Origin of the sequence: Citrobacter sp. Cpo069 (assembly GCF_030332785.1) — a bacterium.
Classification (GTDB): domain Bacteria; phylum Pseudomonadota; class Gammaproteobacteria; order Enterobacterales; family Enterobacteriaceae; genus Citrobacter; species Citrobacter portucalensis.
The window spans coordinates 176,460-202,234 of sequence record NZ_JAOWHD010000061.1 but is presented as its reverse complement, the minus strand read 5'-3'; the positions used below and the strand labels follow the sequence as shown (position 1 = coordinate 202,234).

Genomic DNA, 25,775 nt, shown 5'->3' with positions numbered 1-25,775 from the left:
CGCAGGCCGGGAAATCCTTTCAGGAGTATGACCATGACCGCCATTCCCCAACCGACGGCCATTGATGGATACCGCTGGCTGAAGAACGACATCATCCGCGGTGTGTATCAGCCTGATGAAAAACTGCGTATGAGCCTGCTAACCTCACGCTATGATCTAGGCGTGGGACCGCTGCGCGAAGCGCTTTCGCAGTTAGTTGCCGAGCGGTTAGTGACGGTGGTTAATCAGAAAGGGTATCGTGTTGCCCCGATGTCAGAGCAGGAGTTGCTCGATATTTTCGATGCCCGCGCCAATATGGAAGCCATGCTGGTCGCGCTGGCCATTGAACGCGGCGACGACGCCTGGGAAGCTGAAATTCTGGCGCGCGCGCATATGCTCAGTAAGCTTGAAGCCATTGACGCCAGCGAACAGATGCTCGACGAGTGGGATCAGCGCCATCAGGCGTTTCACTCGGCGATTGTCGCCGGCTGTGGTTCACAATATCTGCTGCAAATGCGTGAACGGCTGTTTTCTCTGGCGGCGCGCTACCGGTTTATCTGGCTGCGTAAAACGGTACTGTCGGTTGAAATGCTGGAAGACAAACACGATCAGCACAAGACGCTGACCGAAGCGATTCTGGCACGTGATGCCGTGCGCGCCAGCGAATTAATGCGCCAGCACTTGCTGACGCCGATTCCGATTATTCAACAGGCTATGTCCGGTAAATTACTGACGCAATAAGCCTAAATAACATTACTGTTCCGGAATACGTAAAACCTGCCCAGGATAGATTTTATCCGGGCTTTTTAGCATTGGTTTATTCGCTTCAAATATCTGGTTATATAGGTTGGCATTACCGTAAACCTGTTTGGCAATAGCGCTCAGGGTATCCCCAGATTTCACGGTATAAAACTGGCTTTCGCTCGCGGGTGCAGAGGTTTTAACCTGATCATCTACGCTGGCGATACCAGAGATATTACCAATCGCGATCAGAATTTTTTCTTTTGCTTCCTGACTTAATCCATCACCAGAAACCGTGGCTTTGCCTTCGTTAATTTGCACGTCCACTTTATCCGCATCAGGGATGCCGGTTTTGTTCAGGTGTTCCTGCACTTTTTTTGCCAGATCGGCTGTGTCATGGTTTCCAGTGACCGCATCCCACAGTTTTTCACCTGCATCTTTTACAAAATTGAAGAGTCCCATATCCACCTCGGTAATTAACAATCAACACCCAAAAGTGTAGCAGAGGAGAAAGGGGCACAAAGAAAACGGCGCCAAAGCGCCGTAGTTGAAAGGAATTAATTACGCGTCTGTATCCAGAAGGCGTGGATCAAACCAGGAATGTAGCCCAGCAGCGTCAGAACGATATTGAGGATAAATGCCCAGCCGAATCCCTTCCCCAGCAGCACGCCAAGCGGGGGCAGAATAATAGTAAAAACGATTCTCCAGAAACCCATGCACACTCCCTACAAGCAAAAATTAATCATTGTTTAAAAAGAGATTTTATCTCTAAGAGTAGCCATTCTACCCAACTCTGCCAGTATTCCGCGGCTGTTTTACCCTCCTTTACGCTCTTTACGCTGGCGTACGTTGGTTACTTATTTTAGAATACGCTTAATTTAGATAATGCTTAAATACATATGACTGAACTTGAACAACTCCAGGCCAGCGCTGAACAGGCTGCCGCCCTGCTAAAAGCGATGAGTAACCCGAAACGGTTGCTGATTTTGTGCATGCTCTGTGGTTCACCCGGTACCAGCGCGGGTGAGTTAGCCCGTGTTACCGGCCTTAGTCCTTCCGCCACTTCCCAGCATCTGGCGCGTATGCGTGAAGAAGGTCTGATAGAAAGCCAGCGCGATGCCCAGCGCATCCTCTACTCCATTAAAAATGCGGCCGTGAATTCGCTGATCGCCACATTAAAAACACTGTATTGCCCATAAGGAGCCATCATGACTATTGGGACGATTCCCCCACACGAGGCGCAGACACTGGTCGCGCAGGGTGCAAAACTGATTGATATCCGCGATGCTGACGAGTATCTGCACGAGCATATTCCTGAGGCACATCTGGCGCCATTACCCGCGCTTGAGCAGGGATCGCTGCCTGCGAATTTACGCGCCGAGCAGGTGATTTTTCACTGCCAGTCAGGCAAACGTACACAAAATACAGCAACAAAACTAAGCGCCATCGCCGCGCCCGCGCAGGTCTGGTTGCTGGAAGGTGGAATTGACGGCTGGAAAGCCGCAGGGTTGCCGGTGGCGAAAGACAGTTCACAACCGTTACCGCTGATGCGTCAGGTGCAGATAGCCGCAGGCAGCCTTGCCCTACTCGGCGTTATTCTGGGCTATAGCGTTAGTAGCGCCTTCTTCCTGCTGAGCGGTTTTGTGGGCGCCGGGCTGATACTCGCTGGTGTAACTGGCTTTTGCGGTATGGCGCGATTACTGGACATCATGCCCTGGAACCGACGTACTCATTAAGCGGTAATCATTGAAACAGCACTGTACCCGCCGGTTGACGTGATCTATGGTGAGTTCTGCGATAAATGATAAATAAAGGAGCACAACAATATGTTTAAACCTGGCGATCTGGTTCAACCGCGTATGGGCGGTCCAAAACTGAAGGTTGTTGAAGTCAATGACGATCAAATTGTGGCGGTACAAGCCAGTAATGAAAGCGGTGATAAATTCACGCTGAAAGCAGCTGATGTCACGCGATATACCGAAGAGGGTGATTTCGGCGTTTGCTGAAAATAAGCGGTGAGATCTCCTCACCGCCTTCGCAATTAGATCAAAAAGTCATCAAGAGATTTGCCGGCCGCCAGCGCCTGGGCAATTGGCTTCGGTGTGCGACCTTGTCCGGTCCATGTTTTCGTTTCACCATTGAGATCGATAAAACGATATTTCGCCGGGCGCGGTTGGCGTTTTTTAACTGAACGTGCCGTCGCAGGTGTTATGCTCAGCAGCTCCTCCGGGCTGATCCCGTCTGCCTGCATCTGCGCCAGCAAGGCATTAATTTTTGCCTGCTGTTCTGCACGTTGGCGCTGTAGCTGTTCTTCTTCATCGCGCCGTTCTTTGGTCACTACCCTGAATTTTTCAAGCATATCTTCCAGTACATCAACGGAAAATTCACGAGCCATTGCACGCAGCGAGCGGATATTATTTAAGTTTTTTAACATTGAACTCATATTAACAAAACCTCTTTAACGTAAAACATAAAAACGGTATTACGCTAAATATTGTATGCAACCGACTATTATATTTCCAGTCTAATTTATTCATTTATTATTAAACAAATAGCCAACTCTGATATTTATAGCATCCATTCTGCTATCGCCCAGAAAATATATTCTATTACCCTGATTGCAGCTTTGAATATGCCTGCAAGGTATCTCAGCGCGTCACTTAAGAAACAAGCCACGGCATCTCGTGGAACCAACGAGTATACATATTGCACATCAGTCAACATTCAGAAAAGGAGCGCAAAAAATTCAGAAAAACAAGCAACAATAACTCTTTGATCTAAAAAGACTTTAGTTAACACAGCAACGAAAACACCAAAACGAACAAAAAACAAACCATTACAGAGTATTTTATCGACAAAAAGACAATAAATAAAAATTTTCAGCTAGTTGCTAGTTATTACCCAGGCAGATATCCTATTAAAACGCGAAAGCAGCAAGACAAATCACTAGCAGCTAAGGTATTCAAAACCTTTTTTCCCCTTTTTACAAGGAGCATTAACATGTTCTCTCCGCAGTCACGCTTGCGTCATGCAGTAGCAGACACGTTCGCGATGGTTGTTTATTGTTCTGTCGTGAACATGTTGATCGAAATATTCCTTTCTGGAATGAGCTTCGAACAGTCGCTGTATTCCAGATTAGTCGCTATCCCTGTCAACATACTGATCGCGTGGCCATACGGCATGTATCGTGATTTGTTCATGCGCGCGGCCCGTAAAGCCACGCAGGCAGGATGGGCAAAAAATCTGGCGGATGTGCTGGCTTATGTCACCTTCCAGTCGCCGGTGTATGTGATTATTCTACTGACGGTTGGCGCAGACTGGCATCAGATTACGGCTGCAGTAAGTTCGAACATCGTGGTGTCAATGCTGATGGGCGCTGTCTATGGCTACTTTCTTGATTATTGCCGCCGCTTGTTTAAGGTCAGCAGCTATCATCAGGCTAAAGCCTGACACGCTTCTTCGCGACTGGCACTGCCAGTCGCGTTATTAGTTAGAATTAACGTCGCCAAACAGCCCGCTCAGATAACGTTCAAGCGCAATACGCGAGCTAAAGCCGTGCGGAATACCATAATGCTCATGAGTCTCTCCGGCTAAATACAGCGGGAATTGCTGGTAATGATCGCAAGTTTTAATATCCGTTGCCGGTTCCGCCAGCGAAGAGCTACGCTCTTTCAACGTGGGATGGATAATTAATGCGGTACGCCCCATGCGAGCTTCACGATTAACATACACATAATTTTCGCCACGCCGATAGCCGTACGTTTTCTGCGTCACTACATCAACGGTAAAGCCCACTTTTTCAAGTACGCGCGCCACCTCATCAGGTCGTAAATACATATTATTTTCCTCGTTATCTTTTACTGCGGGCTTACCTTACCTGATTCAGCATTAGCAACGCTTTCAGAAAAGTCCATAAACGAGTGAACACGATGAGACGAATATCTTAAGTAACGTACAGATTTATGTCAGCGCCAACCTCAGTTGGTAGGCCGCCTGTTGCGCCATTTCCGCCGAGCTGATATTAGTAAATGACAGCAATATTCCCCCCTTTCCTTCTGACGTTATTCGCCAGCGGCTTAGCGCCTGAACCGCTAACCCGGCCTGATTCGCTTTGCGCACCAGCGCAGTATCATCTCCGTCTACACTCATCACCAGTTGAATCCCACCTTCCTGAGGAATGACGCTAAACCCTTGTTCGGTCAGGGCGTTTTCCATCCATTGCCGTCGTTCGGCATAATGCTGTCGCATACGTTTTAAGTGTCGCCAGAAGTGGCCGTCTCGCATGAAATCCGCCAGCGTTTGCTGCCATAGAACCGGGACGCTACAGGCCGTTAGCGCCGCTTGTTGGCGAAAGCGTTCAACCTGGGTCAGAGGCACCACCAGCCATGCCGTACGCAAAGCCGGAAACATCGATTTGCTGAACGTTCCGGCATAAATCACCCGCTGAGGCGCATCCAGACTTTTTAGCGGCGGCAACGGCTTACCGTGGTAACGAAATTCACTGTCATAGTCATCTTCGATTACCCACGCCTGCGCACGAGTCGCCCACTCCAGCAACTGATGGCGACGGTCCAAAGACAGTGCTACCCCCAGAGGGCTTTGATGTGCGGGAGTGAGCAGTACAAAACGCGCCTGCGGGTAGTCGAGGATCCCGGCGCTGACATCCAGACCATCGGCATCCACCGCTACCGGCATCAATTCAATGCGTTCTTGAGCCACCACGGGCCGGATCAGCGGAAAACCGGGATCTTCGACCCACATTCCCTCACCGGGATGCGCCAGAGCGCGCAGGATTAACGTCATTGATGCCGCATAGCCTGAAGTGATAAAAATCTGCTCTGGCTGGCATTCAATGCTGCGTGAAACGCGCAGATAATCAACAATTGCCTGGCGTAACACCCGTTCACCACATACATCGCCCACCGCCAGATCAAAACGCGTTTGGGTGCGTAAACGCCGTCCCATCACCCGTGCCCAGACTTCACGCGGAAAAAGATCGAGTGCGGGTAATCCCATCTGAAAAGGTTGCGGTCTGGGATTTTCTCCGGCGAAGATGGCAGGCGATGCAGGCGCCCTTTCTGGTCGCAGTTGCTCACTGACAAACGTTCCTGCCTGCCCACGCCGCGCGAGCCAGCCCTGCGCCACCAGCTCTGCATAGGCATTTTCCACCGTCGAGCGTGATACTCCCAGCTCCTGGGCCCAGGTCCGGCTGGAGGGCAATCTGGTACCGGGCTTGAGTTCACCTTTCTCAATTGCGTTTTTTAACTGACGGGCGATTTGCTGATAACGTGGCATTTATGGTCTGCTTTTTTGGTAACAATATGGCTCTCTATTGCAGTCCATTATAGTGCTACATTGCGGGTCATCCAAACGAGGAGAAATACCATGACAATGTTACGCCAGCCCTATTACGAACTCAGTCCCGAAATCTATAACGCTCTGGTTCAGGCAAGCCAAGCGCTGGAAAACTGCGCGCTGGAACCTACGTTGACGGAACTGATTTACCTGCGGGTCTCGCAAATCAACGGCTGCGCCTTTTGTCTGGAAATGCACAGTAAAGCACTGCGCAAATCCGGTGTTGCGCAGGCCAAACTGGACGCACTGGCAGGCTGGCGGGTGAGTCACCACTTCAGCGAGCAGGAACGTGCGGCGCTGGCGTGGGCCGAATCGGTCACCCAGATTGCCACTACTCACGCCGAAGATGACGTTTATCTGCCGCTGCTAGACCATTTCAGCGCGAAAGAAATTAGCGACCTGACATTTGCCATTAGCCTGATGAACTGCTTTAACCGTCTGGCGGTGGGGATGCGCATGTGATTTTGCGCTGCCGGATGGCGGCATAGATGCCTTATCCGGCCTACGTTGTGCTCTCCTGTTGCCCGTAGGCCCGATAAGCTTAGCGCCATCGGGCAATTTATAACCACCCGTTAGCCTTCCCCCGCCACGCTCATCACCCCGCTCATCATCAATCTAAAATTCCCATATCTTGTATGGTTGAATCTTTTTAAAACTACATCTAGTATTTCTTCTATCAGGACACATACAACCCGACGCCCTCTATCGCGCCGATCCTTTATTTTTAAATGGAAATACGAATCATGCGTATTATTATTTACACTCGCAATAACTGTGTTCAGTGCCACGCCACCAAACGGGCAATGGAAAGCCGTGGTTTTGACTTTGAGATGGTAAACGTCGATTTACAGCCCGATTTGGCTGATAGCCTGCGCGATCAAGGGTTTCGCCAGCTACCGGTCGTGGTCGCGGGTGAAACCAGTTGGTCAGGGTTTCGCCCGGACATGATCAACCGTCTGCATCCGGAACACCGTGTGGCCAGCGCATGAGTCAGCTCGTCTACTTCTCCAGCAGCTCCGAAAATACGCACCGCTTTATGCAGCGTCTGGGGCTGCCAGCCATCCGCATTCCGCTTAACGAACGCGAGCGGATCCGGGTAGACGAACCTTACATATTAATCGTGCCGTCCTACGGCGGCGGCGGCACTGCTGGCGCGGTCCCAAGACAGGTGATCCGCTTTTTAAACGATACGCACAACCGGGCGTTAATCCGTGGAGTGATCGCCTCCGGCAATCGTAATTTCGGTGACGCCTACGGTCGCGCGGGTGATGTCATCTCACAAAAATGCGGCGTGCCGTGGCTCTATCGCTTTGAGCTGATGGGCACCCAAAGCGATATCGACAACGTTCGAAAAGGAGTGAGCGAATTTTGGCAACGACAACCGCAGAACGTGTAATGCAGCCAACGCTGGATTATCACGCCCTGAACGCCATGCTAAATCTGTACGATAAAGCCGGGCGCATTCAGTTCGACAAAGACCATCAGGCGGTGGAGGCCTTCTTTGCCACCCACGTCCGCCCAAACTCGGTGGCGTTTGCCAGCCAGCAGGAGCGCCTGGAAACGTTGGTGGATGAAGGCTATTACGATGCCAGCGTGTTAGCCCGCTACGATCGCGCGTTCGTGCTGAAGCTATTCGATCACGCCCACGCCAGCGGATTCCGTTTCCAGACGTTCCTCGGCGCATGGAAGTTCTACACCAGCTATACGCTGAAAACGTTCGACGGTAAGCGCTATCTCGAAGACTTTGAGGATCGGGTCACGATGGTGGCGCTCACGCTGGCGCAGGGCGATGAAACGCTCGCGATGCAGCTGACCGATGAAATGCTCTCCGGGCGCTTTCAGCCCGCCACACCAACCTTTTTAAACTGCGGCAAACAGCAACGCGGTGAGCTGGTCTCCTGCTTCCTGTTGCGTATTGAAGACAACATGGAGTCTATTGGTCGGGCGGTCAACTCAGCACTTCAGCTCTCCAAACGCGGCGGCGGCGTGGCATTTTTACTCTCCAACCTGCGCGAGGCAGGAGCGCCCATAAAGCGCATTGAGAACCAGTCATCTGGGGTGATCCCAGTAATGAAAATGCTGGAAGATGCGTTTTCTTATGCGAATCAACTCGGCGCGCGTCAGGGCGCGGGGGCGGTGTATCTGCACGCACACCATCCGGATATTTTGCGTTTTCTCGATACCAAGCGCGAAAACGCCGACGAGAAAATCCGCATCAAAACGCTCTCGCTTGGCGTGGTGATCCCGGATGTTACCTTTCAACTGGCGAAAGAAAATGCCCAAATGGCGCTGTTCTCGCCGTATGACGTGGAACGGATTTACGGCAAAGCGTTCGGCGATATCGCCGTCAGTGAACGCTATGACGAACTGCTTGCCGACGAACGTGTGCGTAAAAAATACATTAACACCCGCGATTTCTTCCAGCGGCTGGCCGAGATCCAGTTTGAGTCTGGCTATCCTTACATCATGTTTGAAGATACGGTGAATCGCGCCAATCCGATTGCAGGTCGGATCAATATGAGCAACCTGTGCTCGGAGATTTTGCAGGTTAACAGTGCCTCCACCTACGATGAAAATCTCAATTACGCGCAGACCGGGCACGATATTTCCTGCAATCTCGGCTCGTTGAACATTGCCCATACCATGGATTCACCCGATTTTGGTCGTACCGTGGAAACGGCGGTTCGTGGCTTAACCGCCGTTTCGGACATGAGCCATATCCGCAGCGTGCCCTCGATTGAGGCCGGAAACAGCGCGTCGCACGCGATTGGTCTTGGGCAGATGAATCTGCACGGGTATCTGGCGCGGGAAGGGATCGCCTACGGTTCGCCGGAAGGGCTGGATTTCACCAATCTCTATTTCTATACCATCACCTGGCATGCGCTGAATACGTCAATGAAGATCGCCCGCGAGCGCGGTCAAACCTTTGCCGGATTCAAACAGTCGCGCTACGCCAGCGGCGAATATTTTAACCAGTATCTGCAGGGCGACTGGCAGCCAAAAACCGCCAAGGTTCGCACGCTGTTTGCCGCCAGCGGCATTACGCTGCCGACGCGCGAGATGTGGTCACAGCTGCGTGAAGATGTGATGCGCTACGGCATTTATAACCAGAATTTACAGGCGGTTCCCCCCACCGGTTCTATCTCCTACATCAATCATGCCACGTCAAGCATTCACCCGATCGTGTCGAAAGTGGAGATTCGCAAAGAGGGCAAAACCGGGCGCGTTTACTACCCTGCCCCGTTTATGACCAATGAGAATCTGGCCTTGTATCAGGATGCCTATGAGATCGGTCCACAAAAAATCATTGATACCTACGCAGAAGCAACGCGCCATGTCGATCAGGGGCTTTCACTGACGCTCTTTTTCCCCGATACCGCCACCACGCGCGATATCAATAAAGCGCAAATTTACGCCTGGCGTAAGGGCATCAAATCCCTGTACTACATCCGACTACGCCAGCTGGCGCTGGAAGGCACCGAAATCGAAGGCTGCGTGTCATGCGCGCTGTAAGGAGGAGAAAATGACATTATCCCGCGTGAGCGCCATCAACTGGAACAAGATTGAGGATGATAAAGATCTTGAGGTATGGAACCGTCTGACCAGTAACTTCTGGCTCCCGGAAAAGGTCCCGCTCTCCAATGACATTCCGGCCTGGCAAACGTTGAACGCCGCCGAACAGCAGTTAACAATCCGCGTTTTTACCGGGCTGACGCTGCTCGACACCATTCAGAATGTTGCCGGAGCGCCAGCGTTAATGGCTGATTCGTTAACGCCGCATGAAGAGGCGGTGCTGTCGAATATCAGCTTTATGGAGGCGGTGCACGCCCGTTCATACAGCTCAATATTCTCTACCCTTTGCCAGACCAAAGACGTGGATGCTGCCTACGCCTGGAGTGAGGAAAATACCCCGCTCCAGCGCAAAGCGCAGATCGTTTTGACACATTACGCCAACGACGAACCGTTGAAGAAAAAAATAGCCAGCGTGTTTCTGGAATCCTTCCTGTTCTATTCTGGCTTCTGGTTGCCAATGTATTTTTCCAGCCGCGGCAAATTGACCAATACCGCCGATCTCATTCGTCTGATCATTCGTGATGAAGCGGTTCATGGGTATTACATTGGTTATAAATATCAAAAAGGTCTGGAGCATATTTGCGAATCCGCACGCGAGGAGTTAAAGAATTTTGCCTTTGACCTGCTGATGGAATTGTATGATAACGAAGCGCGTTATACGGAAGAGTTGTATGCAGAAACCGGCTGGGTGGATGACGTCAAAGCCTTCCTTTGTTACAACGCCAATAAGGCATTAATGAATTTGGGATATGAGGCGCTATTTCCGCCTGAAATGGCGGAGGTTAACCCGGCAATCCTTGCTGCGCTGTCGCCCAACGCTGATGAAAACCACGATTTCTTCTCGGGTTCCGGCTCATCTTATGTGATGGGAAAAGCGGTCGAAACAGAAGATGACGACTGGAATTTCTAGCGCTCATTTTCACGGGAAATACCGTACATTTTTCGCGGAAATATTTTAACAGGATCACACTTTTGTCGTGCAAATATAATTGTGTGATCTACACTCAATATCAGCCGCATTATTCGCCTGCATTCCAGCAATTCAGGCGATTTTTCATTGCCATTTACAAAAAATATTACCCCGTTCACATTCGCGCTCAGCCCTTATATCACGGGAAGTCCCGCCACTTGGCCTTTGGCAATATTCATGCCACAACCAAATTCAGGGTTGTCTCAGATTCTCAGTATGTTAGGGTAGAAAAAGGTCACTATTTCCATCAGGTAATATATCGATATAAACAAATAACAGGAATCATTCTATTGCATGGCAATTAAATTAGAAGTTAAAAATCTCTATAAGATATTTGGAGAGCATCCCCAGAGAGCCTTCAAATATATTGAAAAAGGGCTTTCAAAAGAGCAGATTCTGGATAAAACGGGGCTATCGCTTGGCGTTAAGAACGCCAGTCTGGCCATTGAAGAAGGCGAGATATTTGTCATCATGGGATTATCCGGTTCGGGTAAATCCACAATGGTACGCCTTCTCAATCGCCTGATTGAACCCACCCGCGGACAGGTATTGATTGACGGCGTAGACATCGCCCGGATATCCGATGCTGAGCTTCGCGAGGTGCGCAGAAAAAAGATTGCGATGGTGTTCCAGTCCTTTGCCCTGATGCCGCACATGACGGTTCTCGACAATACGGCATTCGGCATGGAATTAGCCGGTGTTGGTGCGGATGAACGTCGTGAAAAAGCGTTAGATGCGCTGCGCCAGGTTGGTCTGGAGAATTATGCTCACGGCTACCCGGATGAACTTTCCGGGGGGATGCGCCAGCGTGTAGGCCTCGCCCGCGCATTAGCCATTAACCCTGACATCTTATTAATGGATGAGGCCTTCTCAGCCCTCGATCCATTAATTCGTACTGAGATGCAGGATGAACTGGTAAAACTACAGGCGAAGCATCAACGCACCGTGGTCTTTATATCGCATGACCTCGACGAAGCCATGCGCATTGGCGACAGAATTGCCATTATGCAAAACGGTGAAGTGGTCCAGGTCGGCACGCCAGATGAAATCCTGAATAATCCGGCCAATGATTATGTACGCACCTTCTTCCGTGGCGTCGATATTAGCCAGGTCTTTAGCGCGAAAGATATTTCACGCCGTAGTCCCGAAGGTTTAATTCGTAAAAACCCCGGGGTGGGTCCACGTTCTGCGCTGCAATTATTGCAGGACAAAGATCGCGAATATGGTTACGTGATCGAACGCGGCAATAAATTCGTTGGCGTTGTCTCTATCGACTCATTAAAAACAGCGTTAAGTCAGGCGCAAGGTATTGAAGCGGCATTGATCGATGAGCCGTTAGCCGTAGATGCACAAACCCCTCTCAGCGAGTTGCTTTCTCATGTCGGTCAGGCCCCGTGCGCGGTGCCGGTTGTAGATGAGGAACAGCAGTATGTGGGCGTCATTTCAAAACGCATGCTGTTACAGGCTTTAGATCGTGAGGGGGTAAACAATGGCTGATCAAACTAATCCGTGGGACACCACACCAGCGGCCGACAGTGCCGCACAAAATGCTGATGCCTGGAGTACGCCATCAGGCGCACCCACTGACGGTGGTGGCGCGGACTGGCTGACCAGCGCACCCGCGCCGGCACCAGAGCATTTCAATATTATGGATCCGTTCCATAAAACGCTGATCCCGCTTGACAGTTGGGTCACAGAGGGGATCGACTGGGTCGTTACCCATTTCCGTCCGGTCTTCCAGGGCATTCGTGTCCCGGTGGATTACATTCTCAACGGCTTTCAACAGCTGCTGTTGGGTATGCCAGCGCCCGTGGCGATTATCCTGTTCGCGCTGATTGCCTGGCAGATTTCCGGCGTGGGGATGGGCGTTGCTACGCTGATTTCCTTGATTGCTATCGGTGCCATCGGCGCGTGGTCGCAGGCCATGATAACCCTGGCGCTGGTGTTGACCGCGCTGCTGTTCTGCGTGGTGATCGGTCTGCCGATGGGGATCTGGTTGGCGCGCAGTCCACGGGCAGCAAAAATTGTTCGCCCGCTGCTGGACGCCATGCAAACCACACCCGCGTTTGTCTATCTGGTGCCGATTGTCATGCTGTTTGGTATTGGTAACGTCCCGGGCGTAGTGGTGACGATTATCTTCGCCCTGCCGCCAATCGTGCGTCTGACTATTCTGGGGATTAACCAGGTGCCAGCCGATCTGATTGAAGCCTCGCGCTCGTTTGGCGCCAGCCCGCGTCAGATGCTGTTTAAAGTGCAGCTCCCGCTGGCAATGCCCACCATTATGGCTGGGGTTAACCAGACGCTGATGCTGGCACTCTCAATGGTCGTCATCGCGTCGATGATTGCCGTCGGCGGACTGGGTCAGATGGTTCTGCGCGGAATCGGTCGTCTGGATATGGGGCTTGCCACCGTCGGCGGGGTTGGGATTGTGATCCTCGCTATCATTCTCGACCGCCTGACGCAGGCCGTCGGTCGCGACTCGCGTAGTCGTGGCAACCGTCGCTGGTACACCACCGGTCCCATTGGGCTTATCACTCGCCCTTTCACGAAGTAATTCACCCGTTGCCCGGTGGCGCTGTGCTTACCGGGCCTACAATTCATTAACTTGCACAAAATCATTCAAGTTGCATCGCGGCGGTAAACGAATGTATCCCCAGGAGCGTACAAGTAGTACGTGACTGGGGTGCATGAGTGCAGCCAACAAAGAGGCAGCTTGAAGGATGAAGTGTAATAAGGAACAACGATGCGACAGAAAGTAATTATTGCCACAGCGTTTGCCACCCTTGTCTCCACCAGCACTTTCGCTGCCGACCTGCCGGGCAAAGGCATCACCGTACAGCCAATCCAGAGCACTATCTCTGAAGAATCCTTCCAGACGCAGTTAGTCGCCCGTGCGCTGGAGAAACTGGGTTACACCGTTAACAAAACCAGCGAAGTTGACTACAACGTCGGCTATACCTCCATTGCCTCTGGCGATGCAACTTTTACCGCCGTGAACTGGCAGCCGCTGCATGATGATATGTACGCCGCTGCGGGCGGAGACAAAAAGTTTTATCGCGAGGGGGTATTCGTTACGGGTGCCGCACAGGGTTATCTGATCGACAAGAAAACCGCTGAGCAGTATAAAATCACCAATATCGCCCAGTTAAAAGATCCGAAGATCGCCAAAATCTTTGACACCAACGGTGACGGAAAAGCCGATATGATGGGCTGTTCACCGGGCTGGGGCTGTGAAGCAGTAATCAACCACCAGAACAAAGCTTTCGATCTGGAAAAAACCGTCGAGGTCAGCCACGGTAACTATGCGGCGATGATGGCCGACACCATTACCCGCTTCAAAGAAGGTAAACCCATTCTTTACTACACCTGGACACCGTACTGGGTGAGCGACGTAATGAAACCTGGTAAAGATGTGGTCTGGCTGCAGGTGCCGTTCTCTTCCCTGCCAGGTGAGCAGAAAGATATTGATACCAAACTGCCAAACGGCGCCAACTACGGCTTCCCGGTGAACACTATGCATATTGTCGCCAATAAAGCCTGGGCGGAGAAAAACCCGGCTGCGGCGAAACTGTTTGCCATCATGAAGCTGCCGCTGGCGGATATCAACGCGCAGAACGCAATGATGCACGACGGGAAAGCGTCTGAAGCCGACGTACAGGGTCACGTTGACGGCTGGATCAAAGCCCACCAGCAGCAGTTTGACGGCTGGGTGAACGAAGCGCTGGCCGCGCAGAAATAACCCACTCGCAGGCCTGATGAGTGTAGCGCCATCAGGCCAGTAACCGCATAAATGCCGGATGGTGGCGCGATGCGCCTAATCCGGCCTATCCTCCCTCCCCCAATCGCACAATCCATCACTCAACAAATCAGCAACATTTAATCACTTCCGTTATGATTGTTTTCTGCAACCCATTACTCAGTTGAAAACAATGACGAAAACTACTCAGGGACTTAGCCCTTCGCTGATCCTGTTAATGTCTATTGCCACCGGCCTCGCCGTCGCCAGTAACTATTATGCGCAGCCGCTGCTCGACACCATCGCGCGCAACTTTTCGCTATCTGCCAGTACCGCAGGGTTTATCGTCACCGCGGCCCAACTCGGCTATGCCGCCGGCCTGCTGTTCTTAGTGCCGCTCGGCGATATGTTTGAACGTCGGATGCTGATTGTCTCCATGACATTGCTCGCGGCTGGCGGCATGCTGATCACCGCCAGCAGCCAGTCGCTGGGTATGCTGATTCTCGGTACTGCCCTGACCGGACTGTTCTCGGTAGTGGCACAGATTTTGGTTCCGCTGGCGGCAACGCTTGCCACACCGGACAAGCGCGGGAAGGTTGTCGGCACGATTATGAGCGGCCTGCTGCTGGGTATTCTGCTGGCGCGCACCGTGGCGGGATTACTGGCGAATCTTGGCGGCTGGCGCACCGTATTTTGGGTCGCATCAGTATTAATGGCGCTGATGGCGGTTGCTCTGTGGCGCGGCCTGCCGAAGATGAAATCCGATACTCATCTTAACTATCCTCAGCTGTTAGGCTCGGTATTCAGCCTGTTTATTCACGATAAATTGCTGCGTACCCGCGCGATGCTGGGCTGCCTGACTTTTGCCAATTTCAGTATCCTGTGGACCTCGATGGCGTTTTTGCTCGCCGCGCCGCCGTTTAACTATTCGGAAGGAATGATTGGTCTGTTCGGTCTGGCGGGTGCCGCAGGGGCGTTAGGCGCACGTCCTGCGGGCGGTTTTGCCGATAAAGGTAAATCCCACCTGACCACAACCATAGGACTGCTATTACTGCTGCTCTCCTGGCTTGCTATTTGGTTTGGGCACACTTCAGTCCCCATGCTGATTATCGGTATTCTGGTGTTGGACCTCACCGTTCAGGGAGTACACATCACCAACCAGACGGTTATCTATCGCATTCATCCGGATGCGCGTAATCGCCTGACCGCCGGATACATGACCAGCTATTTTATTGGCGGAGCGGCAGGTTCGCTAATTTCAGCCTCTGCCTGGCAGCATGCCGGGTGGGCTGGCGTTTGTCTGGCGGGTACGACCGTTGCCGTACTCAACCTGGTGGTCTGGTGGCGAGGTTTTCACCGTCAGGAAGCCGTAAATTAAGCGTATAGCGCATGTTTACCGCTGATTGGGCTCCACAGGGTGTTAAGGAGCCCATCAGTCTGCTAAGGTTATAACTCATTGAACCAAGTTATATTAATTTCGGTAATGAAACCTATAACCCTATGGAAAGCCCTGTACCCCAGTCTGAATCCTGTTCGGCAACGTTAACGGAAGGATTCAAAGACAGCCTACCAATAGTCATCAGCTATATTCCGGTCGCTTTTGCATTTGGTCTCAATGCCACTCGCCTTGGCTTTACGCCGGTTGAAAGCGTCTTTTTCTCCTGCATTATCTATGCGGGAGCCAGCCAGTTTGTCATTACCACCATGCTCGCTGCGGGCAGTTCGCTGTGGGTCGCCGCCCTTACCGTCATGGCCATGGATGTCCGCCATGTTTTGTACGGCCCTTCCCTGCGCAGCCGAATAGCCCAGCGACTGAGTAAACCCAAAAGTGCACTGTGGGCTTTTGGCCTTACCGATGAAGTCTTTGCCGCTGCAACGGCAAAACTGGTCCGGGATAATCGGCGCTGGAGTGAAAACTGGATGATCGGCATCGCACTGTGCTCCTGGGCCTCCTGGGTGTTTGGTACGGTGATCGGCGCGTTTTCCGGCAGTGGTTTACTCAAGGATTACCCGGCGGTTGAAGCGGCACTGGGATTCATGCTCCCGGCGCTGTTTATGAGCTTCCTGCTCGCGTCATTCCAACGTAAACAAGCGCTCTGCGTGACTGCCTCCCTGGCCGGGGCGCTGGCTGGCGTCATGCTGTTTTCCATACCTGCCGCTATCCTTGCAGGTATTGTCTGCGGATGCCTGACGGCGCTCATCCAGTCATTTTGGCAGGGAGGTCCTGATGAGCTATGAGGTTCTGCTACTTGGCCTGTTGGTCGGCTGCGTTAATTACTGTTTTCGTTATTTGCCGCTCCGTCTTGGGGTAGGCAATGTTCGCCCGACGAAGCGCGGCGCGACGGGCATACTACTCGACACTATTGGCATTGCATCTATTTGCGCCCTGCTGGTGGTGTCTACCGCACCAGAAGTTATGCACGACGCTCGTCGGTTCGTGCCTACGCTGGTGGGGTTTGTCATACTGGGCGCAAGCTTCTATAAGACCCGCAGCATCATCATTCCAACGTTACTGAGTGCTCTGGGCTATGGATTAGCCTGGAAAATGCTTGTTGGCTTATAGATAAAAACAATCATTTTAAAGAAATAATACATTTACTTTATTTGTCACTGTCGTTACTATATCGGCTGAAATTAATGAGGTTATACCCAAATGGATAGTTCGTTTACGCCCATTGAACAAATGCTAAAATTTCGCGCCAGCCGCTACGAAGAGTTCCCTTATCAGGAAGTGCTTCTGACTCGCCTCTGTATGCACATGCAGGGTAAGTTGCTGGAAAACCGCAATAAGATGCTGAAAGCTCAAGGGATTAACGAGACATTGTTTATGGCGTTGATTACGCTGGAGTCTCAGGAAAACCACAGTATTCAGCCTTCTGAACTGAGTTGCGCGCTTGGCTCGTCACGCACTAACGCTACCCGCATTGCGGATGAGTTAGAAAAACGTGGCTGGATCGAACGTCGTGAAAGCGATAACGATCGCCGCTGTCTGCATCTGCAATTGACCGAGAAAGGCCATGCTTTTTTGCAAGAGGTGTTACCGCCTCAGCATAACTGCCTGCATCAGCTCTGGTCGTCTCTTAGCACCACCGAAAAAGATCAGCTTGAGCAAATTACCCGTAAACTTCTGACCCGTCTTGATCAGATGGAGCAGGATGGCGCGGTGTTAGAAGCGCTGCGCTAACGCGCTGACTCGCTCAGAAATCCAGATTTATAAATGAAAAAACCGACAGGCCAGCACGCATACTGCTGGCCTGTCTGATAAACAGGTCGGCTCAGCCGATGTGAAAAAAATAAGATCGTGGAGAACAACATGAGCGCAAATGCGGAGACTCAAACCCCGCAGCAACCGGTCAAGAAGAATGGCAAACGTAAAAGTATGCTGCTCCTTCTGACCTTGCTCTTTATTATCATTGCCGTGGCATATGGGATTTATTGGTTTTTAGTACTTCGTCATGTCGAAGAGACAGACGATGCGTACGTGGCAGGGAACCAGGTTCAAATCATGGCTCAGGTATCAGGCAGCGTGACGAAAGTCTGGGCTGATAACACTGACTTTGTAAAACAAGGCGATGTGCTGGTCACCCTCGACCAGACAGACGCAAAGCAGGCATTTGAAAAAGCCAAAACTGCGCTGGCTTCCAGCGTGCGTCAGACGCACCAGTTGATGATCAACAGCAAGCAGTTACAGGCAAGCATTGAAGTGCAAAAAACCGCACTGGCGCAGGCACAAAGCGACTTTAATCGCCGAGTTCCGCTGGGCAATGCCAACCTGATTGGCCGTGAAGAGCTGCAACACGCTCGTGATGCCGTCGCCAGCGCTCAGGCCCAGCTTGATGTCGCGATCCAACAATATAATGCTAACCAGGCGATGATTCTGGGTAGCAAGCTGGAAGATCAACCCGCTGTGCAACAGGCTGCCACCGAAGTGCGCAATGCCTGGCTGGCGCTGGAACGTACCAGAATTGTCAGCCCAATGACCGGTTATGTATCCCGTCGCGCCGTACAGCCTGGTGCGCAAATTAGCCCAACCACGCCGCTGATGGCGGTTGTTCCGGCCACTAACCTGTGGGTAGATGCCAACTTCAAAGAAACACAGCTCGCGCACATGCGTATCGGCCAACCGGCGACCGTTATCAGCGATATTTACGGCGATGACGTAAAATATACCGGTAAAGTTGTCGGTCTCGATATGGGTACGGGCAGCGCCTTCTCCCTGCTGCCGGCGCAAAACGCAACCGGCAACTGGATCAAAGTCGTCCAGCGTCTGCCGGTACGTATCGAACTGGATGCGCAGCAACTGGCACAGCATCCATTACGTATTGGTTTGTCTACGCTGGTTACGGTAGATACCTCAAATCGTGACGGACAAATTCTGGCAAGCCAGGTTCGTACCACGCCGGTATCAGAAAGTAATGCACGTGAAATCAACCTTGCTCCGGTCAATAAGATGATCGAAGAGATCGTGCGGGCCAACGCGGGCTAATTCAAAGGTGCGTGTGATGCAACAGCAAAAACCGCTGGAAGGCGCGCAGCTCGTCATTATGACGATCGCGCTGTCCCTGGCGACATTCATGCAGGTGCTGGACTCCACCATTGCTAACGTGGCGATCCCCACTATCGCCGGGAACCTCGGCTCTTCACTGAGCCAGGGAACCTGGGTGATCACCTCATTCGGGGTGGCGAACGCTATCTCTATTCCGATCACCGGCTGGCTGGCAAAACGCTTTGGCGAAGTAAGACTCTTTATGTGGTCAACTATCGCCTTCGTCATTGCGTCATGGGCATGCGGGATGTCCACCAGCCTGAACATGCTGATTTTCTTCCGCGTAATCCAGGGTATTGTCGCCGGTCCATTAATTCCGCTGTCACAGAGCCTGTTGCTGAATAACTATCCACCCGCCAAGCGTTCCATCGCCCTCGCGCTATGGTCGATGACGGTGATTGTTGCCCCGATATGTGGTCCTATTCTTGGGGGCTATATCAGCGACAACTATCACTGGGGCTGGATATTTTTTATCAACGTGCCAATCGGGGCTGTGGTGGTATTGATGACACTGCAAACCCTGCGCGGTCGGGAAACCAAAACCGAGCAGCGGCGCATTGACGCCATTGGTCTGGCACTGCTGGTCATCGGTATCGGCAGTTTGCAGATTATGCTCGACCGCGGCAAAGAGCTGGACTGGTTCGCCTCGCAGGAGATTATCATCCTGACTGTGGTCGCCGTGGTTGCTATCAGCTTCCTGATCGTCTGGGAGCTTACCGACGAGCACCCCATTGTCGATCTCTCGCTGTTTAAGTCGCGCAACTTTACCATCGGCTGTCTGTGTATCAGTCTGGCCTATATGCTCTACTTCGGCGCAATCGTACTGCTGCCGCAGCTGTTGCAGGAGGTATACGGCTATACGGCAACCTGGGCTGGTCTGGCGTCAGCGCCGGTTGGGGTGATTCCGGTGATCCTGTCTCCGATTATCGGCCGCTTCGCGCATAAGCTGGATATGCGTCGGTTGGTAACGTTCAGTTTTATTATGTACGCCGTCTGTTTCTACTGGCGTGCGTGGACGTTCGAGCCGGGTATGGACTTTGGCGCATCGGCCTGGCCGCAGTTTATTCAGGGGTTCGCGGTAGCCTGCTTCTTTATGCCGCTAACCACCATTACGTTGTCCGGCTTACCGCCAGAGCGTCTGGCGGCGGCATCCAGCTTGTCGAACTTTACGCGAACGCTGGCAGGTTCCATTGGCACATCGATTACGACGACAATGTGGACAAACCGCGAGTCGCTGCATCATGCGCAGCTAACGGAATCTGTTAACCCCTACAACCCAAATGCACAGGCTATGTACGATAAGCTGCAAGATTTAGGGATGACGCACCAGCAGGCTTCAGGTTGGATAGCTCAGCAGATCACCAATCAGGGGCTGATTATTTCCGCTAACGAAATCTTCTGGATGTCGGCGGGGATCTTCCTGGTCCTGCTTGGCCTGGTGTGGTTCGCCAAACCGCCCTTCGGTGCGGGCGGTGGCGGCGGTGGCGGCGGTGGCGCACACTAACTATCTGATAAAAGGGATCTGCGGATCCCTTTTATCAGACCTACAATCAGAAGTAATATTTGAATCTCAGACGCCCGCCGTAACGCGCATCTTCGCTGTTATCACCATTATTCGGATTGGCCTCTACCCATGAAGCATAGGCACCGAGGTAGATGTTAAAGTTTTTCATATCCATCACATTGGGGAATAAATATGAGGCATGAATAGTGTGAATGTCATAATTGCCGGGATCGGTGATCCAGCAATCGTCCTCACAAACGGCATCGATATTGGTAGCATTGAAGGCTTCGATTTTGTTATGCGCATAGATATAACCCAGTTCAAATCGATGCCACAACGCATTCACCCCTGCAGTAAAATCTGTCTCATCGGTCGCATCCATATAGGCGGTATTCAGGTTAATCACCGCGCCATCTTCCGGGTCCGTTTTTTGACCATTCCAGGTCATGGTAAAACCATAGCCCGTACGATCTGACTGATCGATCCACGTCCCATTTTGGTAATAACCGTAGGCGTTGTTAACGACGTTACTTTCCATCGCTATCGCCGTTGAAAAACGCCCATTTTGCCAGGCGATAACCGGACGGACGTAAGCCACGTTTTTATCGTTGGTTAAATCCATTCCGTGGTACTGCTTCTCGGTATATAACGTACTGCCATTTTCCAGCAATGTGTTAACTTCGAAATACCAGTTGTCGATGGTTTTGCTCAGCAGGAAGTTACCCCCGCTGTCGCTACGTCCCCGTCCTTCTTTCATCATATAGATATAGCCGTAACCGTCACTGTAGAGATCGTTCGCTGTATTCCCCGAATATTCAACAAACGTATCCTGATTCAGCGGGAACATATCGTAGGCTTCAAAACGACCAACCTTAATTTTCCAGTCATTCTCACGACCAAAGAAGAAAACGGCATCATCGAGGTTCATTTTTCCGGTCAGGTCCGCCAGAGGCTGTACCGAGAACCCTGCAAAATTACCGTTGTCCCGCCGCTGGTAGCCATCAAAACCCAGCAACAGGCGTCCGTTAATATCCCAGCGTTCATTGGTTCCTGGTGCCCAATCTTTATTCGCTGACGTTCTCGTCGATGTCAGGCTACCGGAACGGCTTGCCGCATCCATATTAAATTCGACATCGCCATAGAACTTAATATCGCTGAAGCCGGATAATGTCAGCTTAGGCGGAGTTTCACCTGCTGCAATCGGCTCGGCAGACTGGACATTCACCGTCGGCGTAGCGGCGACCTGCTGCTGCTTCAGCGAGCGAATTTGTGCCTCGGCATCGGATGCCCGTTTTTCGGCATTAACAACACGTTGCTCCAGTTCAGCCAGACGCTGCTCAATAGTGATATTATTTGCTGCCCAAAGGTTATGAGAAAAGCAAGCACCGATCATCAGCGCCCAATATTTAGCCTTCATTTTCATCCCTAAAGTTTAATGTATACCAGATAAGATTTGATAAAAACCCTATCTACCGGCTATTAAAAGAGTCTTGTTATTACCCGGATATCTGGCGCATTCCATTATGTTTTTCTATTAATTATTTATGTTTTTTAGTTTATGTGATCAATACACTCTGGCATCGTTAATTATCCACCGCTTTCTGCTTGCCAGATCACATTTTATTATTTAACAGGTCAGACATCATTTAAATTAAAACATATTCTCGCCGCAAATATAATAAACACACATTATATTAAGCAATAAAAAACCCCGGATATAAACCGGGGTTGATTTAAATACTGGAACAGCTAATCAATAAGACTAAATATGCAGTTCCTGCAGTTTCTCTTTCGGTAGCGCCAGCTCTTCATTGCTGTTCACGCGTACATCACGCTCCAGAATATGACGCGCGATATCCTGTGCTTCGCTAAGAGAGTGCATCTGATACGTACCGCACTGGTAAACGTTCAGCTCCGGGATCTGGTTCTGATCCTGTACTTTCAGCACGTCCGCCATTGCCGCTTTCCACGCGTCGGCTACACGCTGTTCGTCCGGCGTACCAATCAGGCTCATGTAGAAGCCGGTACGGCATCCCATCGGAGAGATATCAATAATCTCAACGCCGTTACCGTTAAGGTGGTTACGCATAAAACCTGCAAACAGGTGTTCCAGCGTATGGATACCTTTCTCAGGCATCACTTCTTTGTTCGGAATGCAGAAACGCAGATCAAACACGGTGATTGCGTCGCCATGCGGGGTGTTCATCGTTTTTGCAACCCGGACCGCGGGAGCTTCCATCCGGGTGTGATCGACAGTAAAACTATCTAACAACGGCATTTAGCCACCTCCGATAAATTTTTTAAAAATAATCTGAACTCTTTGTTCCGGGGCGAGTCTGAGTATATGAAAGACGCGCATTTGTTATCATCATCCCTGTTTTCAGAGATGAAATTTTGGCCACTCCCGAGTGGCCTTTTTCTTTTGTATCAAGCGTGCTTTTCCAGCCACACGCTAAACGGCTCAGTATCAGCCGCTTCGATCTCCTGCTGACGACGCTTTGAAGCCTCGGTTTCAGCAATAAATTCAGCTTCCTGCACTATCTCTAACGGCTCTTCACGCAGCAGATTTCGGTAAGCCTCACCCAACGCTTTGCCCGTGCCGCCAATGCCTTCATCAATCATAGACCGTAGGATCCGGGCAGAGAAAGTCAGTTCAGGATTGTCAAAACAGGCAACCAGTTCATCACAGACCTTCTGATACTCCTCTCCCCCATCGATGCTGTCCAGCGTTTGTGCCACGCGTTTCAGATCGCGGAACAAATCTTTCCCAACCTTCGGCAGCGGGAACTGGGCTGTTTCACAGCCAATACCTAACGTCAGCCCAGGCTTACGCCCTTCGAGAATCACGCGATTCCAGTTTTTACGCGTACACAGCAATTCATCGCTGCTCATTTCCGGGGCATCAGCCAGCGCACACCAGACCATAAACAGATCGAGGAAGCGCACCTGCTGCTCGTCCACGCCGATAGGCGAGAACGGGTTGATATCCAGCGAGCGTACTTCGATGTACTCGATACCGCCACGCAGAAGCGCATCTGATGGCGTTTCTCCACGACGAGTGACGCGTTTCGGGCGAATAGGCGCATACAGCTCATTTTCAATCTGCAGAACGTTGCTGTTGATTTGCAGACGCTTACCGTCTTTCTCCAGACCGATCGCCGCGTACTCCTCGGAAGGCGTCTTAATCGCGCGCTTTAATCCTGCCACATACTCATGCAAATCGTTAAACGTAATTCCGAGATTGCTTTGCGACTTATTGGTATAGCCCAAATCACTCAGACGCAGCGACGTTGCGTACGGCAGGTAATACATCCCACAGTCGGTTTTTTCAAACGGCAGAGTTGTCGGTTTTCCTTGCAGGAATGAGGAACAAATGGCCGGAGAGGCACCAAACAAATACGGGATCACCCAACCAAAACGGTAGTAGTTGCGGATCAGACGGAAGTAGCCCGCGGAGATCTTCTCTTTTGCATCCTCACCTTCGGTTACACCGCATTTCGCCTGCCAGAAAGCCATAGGCAGCGAGAAATTGTAGTGTACGCCCGAGATTGTCTGCATCAACGCGCCGTAACGGTTTTTGAGGCCTTCACGGTACAGCGTCTTCAGGCGACCGGTATTCGACGTACCATACTGTGCCAGTTCGATATCCTGACCTTCGGCAATATAGCAAGGCATGCTCAACGGCCACATACGCTCGTCGCCAAGGTTTCTGGCGGTATAACGATGTAAGTCGCGCATGAACGTGAGCATTTTCTCAATGTCGTCACCGGGAGGAGTAATGAACTCCAGCAATGCTTCGGCAAAGTCAGTGGTTATCCACTTATGCGTTAGCGCTGAGCCTAACACCTCAGGATGGCCTGTTGTTGCTAATGACCCATCTGCATTAACACGCAGCGTTTCGCGCTCCAGACCACGTTGAATCCCCTTTAACGCCTGAGGATGGTTTTCCAGCCAGGCCAGCGCCTGTGATACGTCCGGGATCAAATTGACCTCCCGCCTGTCAAAATCGTTTTAATTAGCATAATGGTATTGGTTACCCTGAAGGCTATCCCACAACACAATTAGTGCCACCACATAATGCCTTGTGTCGTAACCGCTGCGACAACAACATAGCGCAGCGCCTTGCCAAGGCATAAGAAAAAGAGAACTGGGCCCCACGAGATGCGCATCCACCCGGCTAACAGGCACAGCAAATCCCCCACAACCGGCATCCAGCTTAATAATAGTGTGACAGCGCCATAGCGCCGCAGCCAGCCAGTGGCTTTTTCTTGCCAGCGCGATGTTTTACGCAATGGAAAGAAACGCCCAAGGATAACGTTAGTTAACCCTCCAAGGCTATTACCCATTGTTGCTGTTAAGACTAAGACCCAGGGATGACTGACCCCGGAAACCAACAAAGCAACCAGAACAACTTCAGAATTGCCGGGTAATAGCGTGGCACTGAGAAAACTGCTGGCAAACAGTGACAGGAGCGACAGTCCATCACTCACAATAACCGGACATCCACGGCATCCATTCCCGCGGCATGCGCCGCCTGTATTCCAAAATCGGCATCTTCAAACACGACGCAACGAGCCGGAACAACCCCCATACGTTCGGCACAAAGCAAAAACGTATCAGGAGCCGGTTTATGGTGTTGTACGTGATCGGCTGCGACTACAGCATCAAAATAGCGACGCAGACCAAGGTGAGCGAGCAGCGCTTCTGCAATTGCGCTTTCACTACCCGTACCTACCGACATAGGACGACGACCATGCCAGGCTTTCACAACATCAACCAACGGCAAAGGCTGGACGCTATCCAGCAGCATGCTTCTCACCTTGTCGGTTTTTTCACGTGCCAGCGCATGAGGATCAAGATCGGCATGGTTCAATTCAATTACCGACTGCGCAATACGCCACGTTGGGGAGCCATTGAGGGCGACCATGGCATGTTCATCAAACCGTAGTCCATAATGCCCCAATACCTCATGCCACGCCTTACGATGCGTAGGCTCGGTATCCAGGATGGTACCATCCATATCAAAAATCAAACCCGCATAACGTTCGTACATCGTCTTCTCACAAGCCGAGTGACCAGACGTTATTTTATCGTAATTGATTGATTTTGTCGCTGACAGCGAATTGAGGGGTGTTCAGAGAGTATGTGGAAATGATTTGAGGGGGAGATGGTGCATCCGGGAGGATGACTCACTAGTGTTCGCCCTGCGGGCCGTTGCTGAAGCAACGTTATCCTCCCTGGTGCTGGCGATTATCTCGCAGACCGTGAAACAACAGTTTCGCTATTATTCAGGAGAAGATGGTGCATCCGGGAGGATTCGAACCTCCGACCGCTCGGTTCGTAGCCGAGTACTCTATCCAGCTGAGCTACG

The 25,775-nt window shown here is 51.5% G+C and carries 29 protein-coding genes; 19 read left to right on the top strand and 10 right to left on the bottom strand.

What is annotated here, in order from left to right; genetic code table 11:
- The first annotated feature begins 33 nt into the window (after nucleotides 1-33).
- The gene (gene csiR, locus OGY08_RS21285) at nucleotides 34-720 is read left to right on the top strand and encodes a DNA-binding transcriptional regulator CsiR (protein ID WP_125363100.1); all 687 of its coding nucleotides are present in this window, start codon (nucleotides 34-36) and stop codon (nucleotides 718-720) included.
- 12 nt (nucleotides 721-732) lie between these two features.
- On the opposite strand, the gene lysM is transcribed toward csiR, so the two are convergent.
- Together lysM and OGY08_RS21275 are read right to left on the bottom strand one after the other, a co-directional pair.
- On the bottom strand, nucleotides 733-1,182 hold the full coding sequence (lysM, locus tag OGY08_RS21280; RefSeq protein WP_003037241.1) for a peptidoglycan-binding protein LysM: 450 nt from the start codon (nucleotides 1,180-1,182) through the stop codon (nucleotides 733-735).
- Nucleotides 1,183-1,277: 95 nt separating this feature from the next.
- On the bottom strand, nucleotides 1,278-1,436 hold the full coding sequence (locus OGY08_RS21275) for a YqaE/Pmp3 family membrane protein (protein WP_003037242.1): 159 nt from the start codon (nucleotides 1,434-1,436) through the stop codon (nucleotides 1,278-1,280).
- A 183-nt stretch (nucleotides 1,437-1,619) separates the two neighbouring features.
- Here OGY08_RS21275 and OGY08_RS21270 point away from each other — a divergent pair, with 183 nt between their 5' ends.
- The 3 genes from OGY08_RS21270 (at nucleotide 1,620) to OGY08_RS21260 (ending at nucleotide 2,726) form a co-directional block, all read left to right on the top strand.
- A complete protein-coding gene (locus OGY08_RS21270; RefSeq protein ID WP_003037247.1) occupies nucleotides 1,620-1,919 on the top strand; it encodes an ArsR/SmtB family transcription factor in 300 nt (99 codons plus the stop codon).
- A 9-nt stretch (nucleotides 1,920-1,928) separates the two neighbouring features.
- Nucleotides 1,929-2,456 (top strand): rhodanese family protein, encoded by a 528-nt coding sequence (locus tag OGY08_RS21265; RefSeq protein ID WP_125363101.1) that lies wholly within the window; start codon nucleotides 1,929-1,931, stop codon nucleotides 2,454-2,456.
- A gap of 90 nt (nucleotides 2,457-2,546) precedes the next feature.
- Nucleotides 2,547-2,726, top strand: coding sequence for a GDFGVC terminal motif YodC-like protein (locus OGY08_RS21260; protein ID WP_003825999.1), 180 nt, complete (start codon nucleotides 2,547-2,549; stop codon nucleotides 2,724-2,726).
- 35 nt (nucleotides 2,727-2,761) lie between these two features.
- Here the strand turns inward: OGY08_RS21260 and stpA are convergent, their stop codons facing one another.
- Nucleotides 2,762-3,163: a DNA-binding protein StpA gene (gene stpA / locus OGY08_RS21255; protein WP_008785604.1), complete on the bottom strand. Its 402-nt coding sequence runs from the start codon at nucleotides 3,161-3,163 to the stop codon at nucleotides 2,762-2,764.
- A 557-nt stretch (nucleotides 3,164-3,720) separates the two neighbouring features.
- Between stpA and alaE the strand changes: the two genes are divergently transcribed.
- Nucleotides 3,721-4,170, top strand: coding sequence for an L-alanine exporter AlaE (gene alaE / locus OGY08_RS21250; protein WP_003037259.1), 450 nt, complete (start codon nucleotides 3,721-3,723; stop codon nucleotides 4,168-4,170).
- 36 nt (nucleotides 4,171-4,206) lie between these two features.
- Here the strand turns inward: alaE and OGY08_RS21245 are convergent, their stop codons facing one another.
- On the bottom strand, nucleotides 4,207-4,557 hold the full coding sequence (locus OGY08_RS21245) for a DUF2002 family protein (protein ID WP_003037262.1): 351 nt from the start codon (nucleotides 4,555-4,557) through the stop codon (nucleotides 4,207-4,209).
- A gap of 123 nt (nucleotides 4,558-4,680) precedes the next feature.
- On the bottom strand, nucleotides 4,681-6,015 hold the full coding sequence (gene pdxR, locus OGY08_RS21240; RefSeq protein WP_125363102.1) for a MocR-like pyridoxine biosynthesis transcription factor PdxR: 1,335 nt from the start codon (nucleotides 6,013-6,015) through the stop codon (nucleotides 4,681-4,683).
- Between the two features lie 90 nt (nucleotides 6,016-6,105).
- On the opposite strand from pdxR, the gene OGY08_RS21235 reads away from it, so the two are divergent.
- From OGY08_RS21235 to emrB, 14 genes are all read left to right on the top strand, one after another.
- On the top strand, nucleotides 6,106-6,537 hold the full coding sequence (locus tag OGY08_RS21235; protein WP_003825991.1) for a carboxymuconolactone decarboxylase family protein: 432 nt from the start codon (nucleotides 6,106-6,108) through the stop codon (nucleotides 6,535-6,537).
- 281 nt (nucleotides 6,538-6,818) lie between these two features.
- Nucleotides 6,819-7,064, top strand: coding sequence for a glutaredoxin-like protein NrdH (gene nrdH, locus OGY08_RS21230; protein WP_048236625.1), 246 nt, complete (start codon nucleotides 6,819-6,821; stop codon nucleotides 7,062-7,064).
- Complete coding sequence (nrdI, locus tag OGY08_RS21225; protein ID WP_003825987.1) at nucleotides 7,061-7,471, top strand: class Ib ribonucleoside-diphosphate reductase assembly flavoprotein NrdI; 411 nt, start codon at nucleotides 7,061-7,063, stop codon at nucleotides 7,469-7,471. Before nrdH ends, nrdI begins: the two co-directional genes overlap by 4 nt.
- The gene (gene nrdE / locus OGY08_RS21220; protein WP_125363103.1) at nucleotides 7,444-9,588 is read left to right on the top strand and encodes a class 1b ribonucleoside-diphosphate reductase subunit alpha; all 2,145 of its coding nucleotides are present in this window, start codon (nucleotides 7,444-7,446) and stop codon (nucleotides 9,586-9,588) included. Before nrdI ends, nrdE begins: the two co-directional genes overlap by 28 nt.
- A 10-nt stretch (nucleotides 9,589-9,598) precedes the next feature.
- A complete protein-coding gene (nrdF, locus tag OGY08_RS21215; protein WP_100271984.1) occupies nucleotides 9,599-10,558 on the top strand; it encodes a class 1b ribonucleoside-diphosphate reductase subunit beta in 960 nt (319 codons plus the stop codon).
- Nucleotides 10,559-10,912: 354 nt separating this feature from the next.
- Nucleotides 10,913-12,115 (top strand): glycine betaine/L-proline ABC transporter ATP-binding protein ProV, encoded by a 1,203-nt coding sequence (gene proV / locus OGY08_RS21210; protein ID WP_003825980.1) that lies wholly within the window; start codon nucleotides 10,913-10,915, stop codon nucleotides 12,113-12,115.
- A complete protein-coding gene (gene proW / locus OGY08_RS21205; RefSeq protein ID WP_008785611.1) occupies nucleotides 12,108-13,172 on the top strand; it encodes a glycine betaine/L-proline ABC transporter permease ProW in 1,065 nt (354 codons plus the stop codon). Before proV ends, proW begins: the two co-directional genes overlap by 8 nt.
- A 189-nt stretch (nucleotides 13,173-13,361) precedes the next feature.
- On the top strand, nucleotides 13,362-14,357 hold the full coding sequence (gene proX, locus OGY08_RS21200) for a glycine betaine/L-proline ABC transporter substrate-binding protein ProX (RefSeq protein WP_003825976.1): 996 nt from the start codon (nucleotides 13,362-13,364) through the stop codon (nucleotides 14,355-14,357).
- Nucleotides 14,358-14,547: 190 nt separating this feature from the next.
- Nucleotides 14,548-15,732, top strand: coding sequence for an MFS transporter (locus tag OGY08_RS21195; protein ID WP_008785612.1), 1,185 nt, complete (start codon nucleotides 14,548-14,550; stop codon nucleotides 15,730-15,732).
- Nucleotides 15,733-15,854: 122 nt separating this feature from the next.
- Complete coding sequence (locus tag OGY08_RS21190; protein WP_003825971.1) at nucleotides 15,855-16,592, top strand: AzlC family ABC transporter permease; 738 nt, start codon at nucleotides 15,855-15,857, stop codon at nucleotides 16,590-16,592.
- Nucleotides 16,582-16,917, top strand: a complete 336-nt coding sequence (ygaH, locus tag OGY08_RS21185; protein WP_003825969.1) for an L-valine transporter subunit YgaH — start codon at nucleotides 16,582-16,584, stop codon at nucleotides 16,915-16,917. Before OGY08_RS21190 ends, ygaH begins: the two co-directional genes overlap by 11 nt.
- 90 nt (nucleotides 16,918-17,007) lie before the next feature.
- Nucleotides 17,008-17,538, top strand: a complete 531-nt coding sequence (emrR, locus tag OGY08_RS21180) for a multidrug efflux transporter EmrAB transcriptional repressor EmrR (RefSeq protein WP_003037300.1) — start codon at nucleotides 17,008-17,010, stop codon at nucleotides 17,536-17,538.
- 129 nt (nucleotides 17,539-17,667) lie between these two features.
- Nucleotides 17,668-18,840: a multidrug efflux MFS transporter periplasmic adaptor subunit EmrA gene (emrA, locus tag OGY08_RS21175; protein ID WP_003825968.1), complete on the top strand. Its 1,173-nt coding sequence runs from the start codon at nucleotides 17,668-17,670 to the stop codon at nucleotides 18,838-18,840.
- A 16-nt stretch (nucleotides 18,841-18,856) separates the two neighbouring features.
- Nucleotides 18,857-20,404, top strand: a complete 1,548-nt coding sequence (emrB, locus tag OGY08_RS21170; RefSeq protein ID WP_125363104.1) for a multidrug efflux MFS transporter permease subunit EmrB — start codon at nucleotides 18,857-18,859, stop codon at nucleotides 20,402-20,404.
- Nucleotides 20,405-20,450: 46 nt separating this feature from the next.
- On the opposite strand, the gene OGY08_RS21165 is transcribed toward emrB, so the two are convergent.
- The 5 genes from OGY08_RS21165 to yqaB all read right to left on the bottom strand — a co-directional run bounded on the left by OGY08_RS21165 (nucleotide 20,451) and on the right by yqaB (nucleotide 25,457).
- Complete coding sequence (locus OGY08_RS21165; protein WP_100272885.1) at nucleotides 20,451-21,821, bottom strand: carbohydrate porin; 1,371 nt, start codon at nucleotides 21,819-21,821, stop codon at nucleotides 20,451-20,453.
- A gap of 345 nt (nucleotides 21,822-22,166) precedes the next feature.
- Nucleotides 22,167-22,682, bottom strand: coding sequence for an S-ribosylhomocysteine lyase (gene luxS, locus OGY08_RS21160; RefSeq protein ID WP_003037312.1), 516 nt, complete (start codon nucleotides 22,680-22,682; stop codon nucleotides 22,167-22,169).
- Nucleotides 22,683-22,831: 149 nt separating this feature from the next.
- A complete protein-coding gene (gene gshA / locus OGY08_RS21155; protein ID WP_032944711.1) occupies nucleotides 22,832-24,388 on the bottom strand; it encodes a glutamate--cysteine ligase in 1,557 nt (518 codons plus the stop codon).
- 77 nt (nucleotides 24,389-24,465) lie between these two features.
- Nucleotides 24,466-24,894: a YqaA family protein gene (locus OGY08_RS21150; RefSeq protein WP_003825961.1), complete on the bottom strand. Its 429-nt coding sequence runs from the start codon at nucleotides 24,892-24,894 to the stop codon at nucleotides 24,466-24,468.
- Nucleotides 24,891-25,457 carry a fructose-1-phosphate/6-phosphogluconate phosphatase gene (yqaB, locus tag OGY08_RS21145; protein ID WP_003825960.1) on the bottom strand — a complete coding sequence of 189 codons (567 nt, stop codon included), beginning with the start codon at nucleotides 25,455-25,457 and terminating at the stop codon, nucleotides 24,891-24,893. The genes OGY08_RS21150 and yqaB overlap by 4 nt, the downstream gene beginning before the upstream one ends.
- Between the last annotated feature and the right edge of the window lie 318 nt (nucleotides 25,458-25,775).

Bases quoted from the DNA above. Each gene is read 5' to 3' on its own strand.
- csiR (WP_125363100.1), top strand. From the start codon at position 34: ATGACCGCCATTCCCCAACCGACGGCCATTGATGGATACCGCTGGCTG.
- lysM (WP_003037241.1), bottom strand. From the start codon at position 1,182: ATGGGACTCTTCAATTTTGTAAAAGATGCAGGTGAAAAACTGTGGGAT.
- OGY08_RS21275 (WP_003037242.1), bottom strand. From the start codon at position 1,436: ATGGGTTTCTGGAGAATCGTTTTTACTATTATTCTGCCCCCGCTTGGC.
- OGY08_RS21270 (WP_003037247.1), top strand. From the start codon at position 1,620: ATGACTGAACTTGAACAACTCCAGGCCAGCGCTGAACAGGCTGCCGCC.
- OGY08_RS21265 (WP_125363101.1), top strand. From the start codon at position 1,929: ATGACTATTGGGACGATTCCCCCACACGAGGCGCAGACACTGGTCGCG.
- OGY08_RS21260 (WP_003825999.1), top strand. From the start codon at position 2,547: ATGTTTAAACCTGGCGATCTGGTTCAACCGCGTATGGGCGGTCCAAAA.
- stpA (WP_008785604.1), bottom strand. From the start codon at position 3,163: ATGAGTTCAATGTTAAAAAACTTAAATAATATCCGCTCGCTGCGTGCA.
- alaE (WP_003037259.1), top strand. From the start codon at position 3,721: ATGTTCTCTCCGCAGTCACGCTTGCGTCATGCAGTAGCAGACACGTTC.
- OGY08_RS21245 (WP_003037262.1), bottom strand. From the start codon at position 4,557: ATGTATTTACGACCTGATGAGGTGGCGCGCGTACTTGAAAAAGTGGGC.
- pdxR (WP_125363102.1), bottom strand. From the start codon at position 6,015: ATGCCACGTTATCAGCAAATCGCCCGTCAGTTAAAAAACGCAATTGAG.
- OGY08_RS21235 (WP_003825991.1), top strand. From the start codon at position 6,106: ATGACAATGTTACGCCAGCCCTATTACGAACTCAGTCCCGAAATCTAT.
- nrdH (WP_048236625.1), top strand. From the start codon at position 6,819: ATGCGTATTATTATTTACACTCGCAATAACTGTGTTCAGTGCCACGCC.
- nrdI (WP_003825987.1), top strand. From the start codon at position 7,061: ATGAGTCAGCTCGTCTACTTCTCCAGCAGCTCCGAAAATACGCACCGC.
- nrdF (WP_100271984.1), top strand. From the start codon at position 9,599: ATGACATTATCCCGCGTGAGCGCCATCAACTGGAACAAGATTGAGGAT.
- proV (WP_003825980.1), top strand. From the start codon at position 10,913: ATGGCAATTAAATTAGAAGTTAAAAATCTCTATAAGATATTTGGAGAG.
- proW (WP_008785611.1), top strand. From the start codon at position 12,108: ATGGCTGATCAAACTAATCCGTGGGACACCACACCAGCGGCCGACAGT.
- proX (WP_003825976.1), top strand. From the start codon at position 13,362: ATGCGACAGAAAGTAATTATTGCCACAGCGTTTGCCACCCTTGTCTCC.
- OGY08_RS21195 (WP_008785612.1), top strand. From the start codon at position 14,548: ATGACGAAAACTACTCAGGGACTTAGCCCTTCGCTGATCCTGTTAATG.
- OGY08_RS21190 (WP_003825971.1), top strand. From the start codon at position 15,855: ATGGAAAGCCCTGTACCCCAGTCTGAATCCTGTTCGGCAACGTTAACG.
- ygaH (WP_003825969.1), top strand. From the start codon at position 16,582: ATGAGCTATGAGGTTCTGCTACTTGGCCTGTTGGTCGGCTGCGTTAAT.
- emrR (WP_003037300.1), top strand. From the start codon at position 17,008: ATGGATAGTTCGTTTACGCCCATTGAACAAATGCTAAAATTTCGCGCC.
- emrA (WP_003825968.1), top strand. From the start codon at position 17,668: ATGAGCGCAAATGCGGAGACTCAAACCCCGCAGCAACCGGTCAAGAAG.
- emrB (WP_125363104.1), top strand. From the start codon at position 18,857: ATGCAACAGCAAAAACCGCTGGAAGGCGCGCAGCTCGTCATTATGACG.
- OGY08_RS21165 (WP_100272885.1), bottom strand. From the start codon at position 21,821: ATGAAGGCTAAATATTGGGCGCTGATGATCGGTGCTTGCTTTTCTCAT.
- luxS (WP_003037312.1), bottom strand. From the start codon at position 22,682: ATGCCGTTGTTAGATAGTTTTACTGTCGATCACACCCGGATGGAAGCT.
- yqaB (WP_003825960.1), bottom strand. From the start codon at position 25,457: ATGTACGAACGTTATGCGGGTTTGATTTTTGATATGGATGGTACCATC.